Origin of the sequence: Sulfuricurvum sp. RIFOXYD12_FULL_44_77 (genome assembly GCF_001830725.1) — a bacterium.
GTDB lineage: Bacteria > Campylobacterota > Campylobacteria > Campylobacterales > Sulfurimonadaceae > Sulfuricurvum > Sulfuricurvum kujiense_A.
The window spans coordinates 1-7,608 of sequence record NZ_MIBU01000094.1 but is presented as its reverse complement, the minus strand read 5'-3'; the positions used below and the strand labels follow the sequence as shown (position 1 = coordinate 7,608).

At 46.5% G+C, this 7,608-nt stretch carries 8 protein-coding genes and 1 tRNA gene; 6 read left to right on the top strand and 3 right to left on the bottom strand.

The annotated features are described in order from the left end of the window. Positions 1–202 (top strand): type II secretion system F family protein (locus A2517_RS04275; RefSeq protein ID WP_294894491.1); only part of this gene is annotated, 202 nt, incomplete at its 5' end. Between the two features lie 12 nt (positions 203–214). Here the strand turns inward: A2517_RS04275 and A2517_RS04270 are convergent. Next, the gene (locus tag A2517_RS04270; protein WP_294894489.1) at positions 215–2,293 is read right to left on the bottom strand and encodes an ATP-dependent helicase; all 2,079 of its coding nucleotides are present in this window, start codon (positions 2,291–2,293) and stop codon (positions 215–217) included. A gap of 35 nt (positions 2,294–2,328) precedes the next feature. After that, positions 2,329–2,712 carry a flagellar assembly protein FliW gene (gene fliW, locus A2517_RS04265; RefSeq protein WP_294894487.1) on the bottom strand — a complete coding sequence of 128 codons (384 nt, stop codon included), beginning with the start codon at positions 2,710–2,712 and terminating at the stop codon, positions 2,329–2,331. Between the two features lie 96 nt (positions 2,713–2,808). Between fliW and A2517_RS04260 the strand changes: the two genes are divergently transcribed. Together A2517_RS04260 and A2517_RS04255 are read left to right on the top strand one after the other, a co-directional pair. Beyond that, positions 2,809–5,427, top strand: a complete 2,619-nt coding sequence (locus tag A2517_RS04260) for a valine--tRNA ligase (protein ID WP_294894485.1) — start codon at positions 2,809–2,811, stop codon at positions 5,425–5,427. Position 5,428: 1 nt separating this feature from the next. Continuing rightward, the gene (locus A2517_RS04255; protein ID WP_294894483.1) at positions 5,429–5,830 is read left to right on the top strand and encodes a hypothetical protein; all 402 of its coding nucleotides are present in this window, start codon (positions 5,429–5,431) and stop codon (positions 5,828–5,830) included. Here the strand turns inward: A2517_RS04255 and A2517_RS04250 are convergent, their stop codons facing one another. Then, positions 5,831–6,397 carry a YceI family protein gene (locus A2517_RS04250; protein ID WP_294894481.1) on the bottom strand — a complete coding sequence of 189 codons (567 nt, stop codon included), beginning with the start codon at positions 6,395–6,397 and terminating at the stop codon, positions 5,831–5,833. It abuts the gene before it with no gap. A 170-nt stretch (positions 6,398–6,567) separates the two neighbouring features. On the opposite strand from A2517_RS04250, the gene pyrF reads away from it, so the two are divergent. The 3 genes from pyrF (at position 6,568) to A2517_RS04235 (ending at position 7,607) form a co-directional block, all read left to right on the top strand. Further along, positions 6,568–7,251 carry an orotidine-5'-phosphate decarboxylase gene (gene pyrF, locus A2517_RS04245; protein WP_294894479.1) on the top strand — a complete coding sequence of 228 codons (684 nt, stop codon included), beginning with the start codon at positions 6,568–6,570 and terminating at the stop codon, positions 7,249–7,251. Between the two features lie 50 nt (positions 7,252–7,301). Further along, on the top strand, positions 7,302–7,448 hold the full coding sequence (locus A2517_RS04240) for a hypothetical protein (RefSeq protein WP_294894477.1): 147 nt from the start codon (positions 7,302–7,304) through the stop codon (positions 7,446–7,448). A 72-nt stretch (positions 7,449–7,520) separates the two neighbouring features. Next, positions 7,521–7,607, top strand: a tRNA-Ser gene (locus A2517_RS04235). The last annotated feature ends 1 nt before the right edge of the window (position 7,608 follow it).

Sequence of the window (7,608 nt, the reverse complement as noted above, 5' to 3'; positions counted from 1 at the left end):
TGAATCAAGCGGTCAGCTAGATGCGATGATGCAAAAAGTTATGGAATACTATAAAATGAAATTCGACGCCATTATCGACGGCCTCTCGGAAGCGGTTGAACCGATTATGCTTTTGCTCATTGCGTGTATGGTTGTATTATTGGCACTGGGTATTTTCTTGCCGATGTGGGAGATGGGGAATGCGGTACAGGGACGCCGCTAAAAAGAGGTTTTTTTAAGCCTCTTCGTTGGTACCCTTCGCGACGAGTGCCGCGTACAGTTCATCTTTGGGGATCAATCCTGCCTCAAATAAAAACTGTGAGGGGACAAAATTGCTTTTTTTGATTTTGTCATACTTCGCATAGCTCAAAAAGAGGCGATCTTTCGCCCGTGTAACGGAGACATAAAAGAGCCGTCTCTCTTCTTCGATACTTCCGCTACGGCTCATCAGCTTTCGATTGGGAAAGCGACCGTCCATCAAATCGATCACATACACCTCTTGATACTCCAACCCTTTGGAGGCATGGATACTGAGCAAATGTACCCCCTCACCCTGCGTCAAATCCTGAGACCCCAATACCATTGCATTTAAAAAACGTTCATGATCTTTGTAAGGACGGGAAAGTTCGAATAAAATCGTACATTTTCGACGGATTCGCTCTTGTGATTCGCTCTTCGCCTTCTCATCGATCGAACCGTTCTCCGTCATGGCACGACGATGGGACAAGTGCTCAATCACATGTCCATAAAGTGCCGAAAGGGCTATTTTTTGAACGGCGGCTTTGGGTTCTTTAATATCCCGCAACTGCCGAAAAAGGGTAAATAGATCGTGTAAAAAGGTAGCCGAATCTTTGGTCAGTTTGGCATGTTTTAAAATCGGATTCCCCATAAAATTTGGGTCTAATCCTAGCTTTGCAAACCGCCCTGCACTCCCTAGCTCCGCATAATCGTCAAACAGTCCCAACTGATGGTTCAATCGCCGTTTCTCAAACGGATTAGAAATCTCTGAGTCGGGAGAATACAAACCGCGCAAGAATGAACCTCGACCCAATTTTTGCAAGGCGACAAACAGCTCTTTGGCAATCGCACTCCCTACCCCTTTGGCATAATCAAACAGATGGATAAACGCCATCATATCCGATTCGTTCACGAGCAACGTATACATATCCAAAAGGGCTTTAATCTCTTTCGAATCAAAAAAGCTGGTGCCTCCGCGACGGCGGCATGGTATCCCCATCTCACGTAACGTCGCCTCTATTCCATCCGCTGAAGCGTTGTTCCGAAATATCACCGCGATCTCTTCACGATTCGTAGAGGAATCCCCGATTTTTTGGGCAATCCCGTGATACTGATCAAAGAGTTCATCGTAAATGAGCAATGCGGGACTTTGCGCTTCGTGGTCGCGCGTCACTTCCAGTGCTTTGGGATAGATTCGCTCATTGTAGGCGATAACGGTGTTGGCAAGCGAGAGGATCGGAACGGTCGAGCGGTAATTTTTGTTGAGGGTATAGACCTCGGCATCGGGAAAATTGGTCGTGAATGAGCCGATAATGGAGATATCGGCACCGTTAAAGGCATAGATGCTCTGATCATAATCTCCGACACAAAAGAGCGATGGCGGACGCATAGCATTGATCAGTGTCCCCTGAAGGGCATTCGTATCTTGGTACTCGTCGATCAAGACCTCTTTGTACCCCAAATCGCTCTCTAATGCCAAAGCACGCATATGAAGCAGTAAGTCGTTGAAATTGACGAACCCGTACTCTTTTTTTAACGCTTCAAACTCATCGATAATATCGGCATAGATGGCCGCATACACCGCGTGTTCATCCTGACGGGTCAGAATCCACTCTTCAAAATTGACATTCATCTCCGTGTTTTGATAAAACGAATAGACATCATAGAGATAATTGGCTCCGTACGCCGAGGTCGCGCAGTCGATGTGGCTAAATGTCCGTTTCTCATAAACGCTTCGAAAAAGGGTTTTGAGTTCACGAGGCTGTTTGAGAACCACTTTCCCCTCTTTGCGTTTAAGCCATCGGTAGCTCACCGCGTGAAACGTCCCCGCATCAATTTTGGAAGCGACTTCACGACCGAAAAATGCCGCTACCCGCTCCACCATCTCCGCCGCAGCTTTATTGGTAAATGTCAGAAGTAAAATCTCTTCGGGTTTGACGTTTTTGGAGATAAGATAGGCGATACGCCCCACAATCGTAGAGGTTTTCCCCGTCCCTGCCGAAGCGATAATAAGATTATGTCCATAAGGGGCGGTTGCGGCGGTATATTGCTGATCGTTGAGACGCGAGAGAGGCAAGAGGCTCCTTAAAGCCCCTATAATATGAGGCTAAATTATGATTTAAATTTTTTGATCGGTTCGGCTAAACCGAGACCGGGGTGATTTTTCACATCTAATACCGCTTGTGCCATAGTCGCGTTGTCTTGATTAAAAATAAGCGGAGCTAAGAAGTTGATGCACGATTCATCGAGCGGATCTTGAATAACTGCGATATTATATACCACTACCTTTGAATCTTCGTTAATGTCGAGTAAAACTCGAATCGAGGTAGGGAGATCAAAAGAGTATTCACGCAATAGGTACGGATTAACAAGGGTAAAACTAACTTTACTTCCATCACAACTTTTAAGAGTAGCAAACATCTCATCGATTTCGCTCAACTCTACCTTGGTTACTTGATCAAATCCTAATATCGTTGATTTCACATCATACTGCATGATTACCCTTTGATTATTAATACTTAAAGCAAAGCAATTAGTGTTCCTCTGAAATTTGGTATAATTCGCGATATTTTCTGTACCCAAGGTCCTATTATGTCAGCTACCCACTACGATCCCAAAAATATTGAAGAAAACTACTATCCCATCTGGGAAAATCGGGGTTATTTCGAAATCGACGGAAATAAATCGATCGCAAAGCCGGACAAACATTTTGCCATCATGATGCCTCCGCCGAACGTTACGGGACGGCTCCATATCGGACACGGTCTCACCTTCACCCTCCAAGACATCATCGTCCGCTACAAACGGATGGATGGGTATATGACCCTTTGGCAGCCGGGAACCGACCATGCGGGGATTGCGACCCAAAACGTCGTGGAAAAACAGCTCCTAGCCGAGGGGAAAACCAAAGAAGAACTCGGTCGCGAAGCCTTTTTAGAGCGCGTTTGGGAGTGGAAAGAGGAGAGCGGCGGGATTATGGTCTCACAACTTCGTAAACTCGGGGTATCTCCTGCATGGAGCCGTGAGCGCTTTACGATGGATGAGGGGCTGAAATCGTCTGTTAAAGAGGCATTTGTCCACCTCTACAACCAAAACCTCATCGTTCGCGGTAACTATATGGTTAACTGGTGTACCCATGATGGCGCATTGAGCGATATCGAAGTGGAGCACGAAGAGCACCAAGGGAACTTCTACCATATGCGCTACCCGTTCACTGACGGAAGCGGTCATATCGTCGTCGCGACCACCCGTCCTGAGACCTATTTCGGTGATACGGCGATTATGGTACATCCCGATGATGAGCGTTACCTCCACCTCATCGGAAAAAGCGTCACCTTGCCGCTTATCAACCGTGATATCAAAATCATCGCCGACAGTCATGTTGATCGTGATTTCGGAACGGGTGTCGTTAAAGTCACCCCAGCGCATGATACGAACGACTACGAAGTAGGAAAACGACATGACCTTGAGTTCATCACCGTTTTCGATGAAAAAGGGATGTTGAATCACCATGCGGGAGAGTTTGAAGGGTTAGAGCGTCTCGAAGCGCGCGCGGTCATCGTCAAACGTCTCGAAGAAGCAGGGTTTATCGAGAAAATCGAAGAGCATACCCACCAAGTGGGGCATTGTTACCGCTGTAAAAATATCGTAGAGCCGTACATCTCCAAACAGTGGTTTGTCCGCAAAGAGGTAGCACGCGGTTCAATCGATAAAACGAATGAGGGGTTGACCCAATTCTTCCCACCGCATTGGATCAACAGCTACAACGCGTGGATGGGTGAACTGCGCGACTGGTGTATCTCTCGCCAGCTGTGGTGGGGACACCGTATCCCTGTATTTTACTGTGACGATTGCGGCCATGAATGGGCGAGCTTGGCGGAACATCCGGAAAGCTGCCCTCATTGTGCAAGTAAAAACTTCACCCAAGACCCTGATGTCCTCGATACGTGGTTCAGCTCCGCTCTCTGGCCGTTCTCGACTCTGGGATGGGGGAACGGCGATAGTGCGCAAGATCAACTCTTCCAAAGTGCAGATATGGCTCGCTTTTATCCGAACACCCTCCTTATCACGGGGTTCGACATCCTTTTCTTTTGGGTTGCGCGTATGATGATGATGGGGGAGAGTTTCACGGGAGAATTGCCGTTTAAACACATCTACCTCCACGCATTGGTACGGGATGAGCACGGGCAAAAAATGTCGAAATCCAAAGGGAACGTTATCGATCCGCTCGATATGGTCGAAAAGTACAGTGCCGATGCCCTCCGCTTTACGTTGGCTGTCCTTGCGGCTCAAGGGCGTGATATCCGCCTCAGCAATGAGCGTCTGGAGCAAAGCCGAAACTTTACTAACAAACTCTTCAACGCTTCCAAATTCCTCCAAATGAATGTTCCGACATTTAAAGATTTAGCCGATCAAGAGATCACCACTCCATTGGGTCGCTATATGCTCAGCCGTTTCCATCGCGCAACGGCAGAGACGAGAGCGTTCTTGGACGAATACCGCTTTAACGATGCGGCAACGGTGCTGTATCGCTTCTTGTGGAATGAATTCTGCGACTGGGGCATCGAACTTGGGAAAGCGTCCAAAGAGAGCGTCAATGAGCTGGGAAGCATCTTTAAAGAGTCGATGAAACTCCTCCATCCGTTTATGCCGTTCATCACCGAATACCTCTACCATGAGCTTTCAGGGACAACCCTCGAAGAGGGAAATTCGATTATGGTTATGCCGTATCCTGAGGATACAGCGGTTGATGAAGCGATCGAAGCAGAATTTGCCATCATTATGGATGCGATCGTCACGATCCGCCGTGCCAAAACCCTCGTTGATTTGGGGAACCAAAAAATCGATCTCGCCTACCTCAAATGCGGCGGCGATCATGCTATGATGGAACCGTTTATCGTCCGTTTAGGACGAGTCGAAACACTCCACTTTACCGAGTCTAAAATCGATAATGCCATAAGTGATATCGGAGACTCTGTCGAAGTCTATCTTCCGACCGATGCGATTGATCTCTCCCCGATTATCGACCGACTCACCAAACAGCGTGAAAAACTCCAAAAAGAGGCCGATAAACTACGCGGTATGCTCTCTAATGAGCGTTTCGTCGCCAATGCTCCCGAAGCCGTTATTACTGAAAATCGTAATGGACTCGCCGATGCTAAAGATAAAATTTCCAAAATCGACGCTCAGCTTAGCACATTAGGGAACTAACGTGCAATTTCGGGAACTCTCCTCAACTGAACTGAGTGAGGGGTTTCTCCTCCTCTCTACTCTGCGCACGGAACTGACAGAAGATCAGTTTGATACGTTTATCACCGCGCAGTATCCCAAAGATTATCGCCCTATCGGTGCCTATCAACGCGGAGAATTGCAAATTTATGCGGGAGTGAGCATACGGGAGAACTTGGAGTTGGGACGCCATTTGATCGTGGATGATTTTGTAACGTACAGCGGATATGAGCATCTAAGCGGTGAGATGATCGATTATTTGGTCGATTACGCGAAAATGTATAAATGCCAAAGCGTTTTAGTATGGGGAAAACAACAGGGTTTAAAACTGAATGATCTAGAGGGATTCCGCCCCAAGCGGGACGGATTTATCAAAATACTATAATTACTCTTCTATCCCTTCGATTTCGACGACCATTTTAACTTCATCCCCGACAACAACGCCGCCCGCTTCGATCGCTTTATTCCACATCAGACCAAAATCTTTGCGGTTTATTTTTCCGCTCAATACAAAACCGGAACGTTGATTGCCCCATGGATCTTCCACGACGCCGCCCATATCAATATCCAATACAACTTTTTTCGTAATGCCGTGAATGGTAAGGTTACCCGTCATTTTCGTTTTCGTCGCACTTATCATAGTAAAACTAATATCGCTAAATTTCGCCGTATCAAAGAAGTCAGCACTGCGCAAATGCTCATCTCGCTTGACGATCCCCGTATCAATGGAACCCGCATTGATCATTCCGCTCAGGGATTTAAACTGCCCTTTGTCCAAATCATACATTCCTGAAAAATTGTTAAACTTTCCGCTTACCGTACTGATCATCATATGTTTGACTTTAAAGCCCACATTCGAATGGGAAGGGTCAACCTTATACACTGCCGCATTCGCAACACTCACACTCATTAATAATCCGCTCAAAACCATCGCTATAAAACTTTGCTTCATCAGACATCCTTATAGAGTAAATCTGCACACATTGTAAGCTGTTTTGATCAATGAATTATTAATACAATACAAATGGACGTTTTTTTTAAGATTTAATACAGCACATCTGTCTAAACCCTTTCAAAACTTGACTAGGATATACTTTTGGAATCACATTCCAAAGGCTTGTCATGCAACTCTGTGTCGCCCTCGATCTCCCCTCACAAGAAGAAAATTTAGCCCTTATTGAAAAAATCAAAGAGTATCCCATCTGGCTCAAAGTGGGTCTGCGCTCCTATATCCGAGACGGGAAGCCTTTTATCGATGCAATCAAAGCGATTAATCCCGAATTTAAAATCTTTCTCGATCTCAAACTCTACGATATCCCCAATACTATGGCCGATGCCGCAGAATCAATTATGGGACTTGGGGTCGATATGTTCAACGTCCATGCCTCCGCAGGACGCAAAGCGATGCATGAAGTGATGAAACGGCTAGCCCCTTACGAAAACCGCCCTTTGGTACTCGCGGTCACAGCGCTGACCTCATTTGAAGAGGGTGAGTTCTGCCATGTATACGGGGAGACAATAGCGACTAAAGCGGATCGCTTTGCCCAAGATGCTCATCAAGCGGGACTGGACGGTGTCGTGTGCAGTGCTTATGAGAGTGCCTCGATCAAATCCCTCACACACGGAAGCTTCATTACCCTCACCCCAGGGATTCGACCTTTCGGAGAAGATGCGGGAGATCAGGAGCGGGTTGCGACGATCGAGACGGCGAGGGATGAAGAGGTTGATTTTATCGTTGTCGGTCGCCCGATTTATAAAGCAGCCAATCCTGCCGCAGTAGTCGAAAAGATTCTCGCACGATTATAAATTGGAATATTCCTTGCTTTATTTCTTGTAAACAGTTACAAGGAGTCTGCATGAAATTTATGGATAAAATCGAGCTGGTTGTAAAACTTAAAGAAAAAATTGCCGAAACAAAAGCCTCTAATGAAGCTCTCGCACTGCAATTGCAAGCCCTTTTGGATCAAATTATCGCTAATCCGAAAAACTCTCCCGTAATTTAGTATTCCAAAGCACCTATTTAAGGTGCTTGTTATGTACTTATTCTTATAATTACGCCCTCTTAAACATACAATGGACGAGTAGGAAAGCGGCTGAATCCACCTCCCTGCTAAGGAGACGTACTGGCAACGGTACCGAGAGTTCGAATCTCTCCTCGTCCGC

Bases quoted from the DNA above. Each gene is read 5' to 3' on its own strand.
- A2517_RS04250 (WP_294894481.1), bottom strand. From the start codon at position 6,397: ATGAAGCAAAGTTTTATAGCGATGGTTTTGAGCGGATTATTAATGAGT.
- A2517_RS04240 (WP_294894477.1), top strand. From the start codon at position 7,302: ATGAAATTTATGGATAAAATCGAGCTGGTTGTAAAACTTAAAGAAAAA.
- pyrF (WP_294894479.1), top strand. From the start codon at position 6,568: ATGCAACTCTGTGTCGCCCTCGATCTCCCCTCACAAGAAGAAAATTTA.
- A2517_RS04260 (WP_294894485.1), top strand. From the start codon at position 2,809: ATGTCAGCTACCCACTACGATCCCAAAAATATTGAAGAAAACTACTAT.
- fliW (WP_294894487.1), bottom strand. From the start codon at position 2,712: ATGCAGTATGATGTGAAATCAACGATATTAGGATTTGATCAAGTAACC.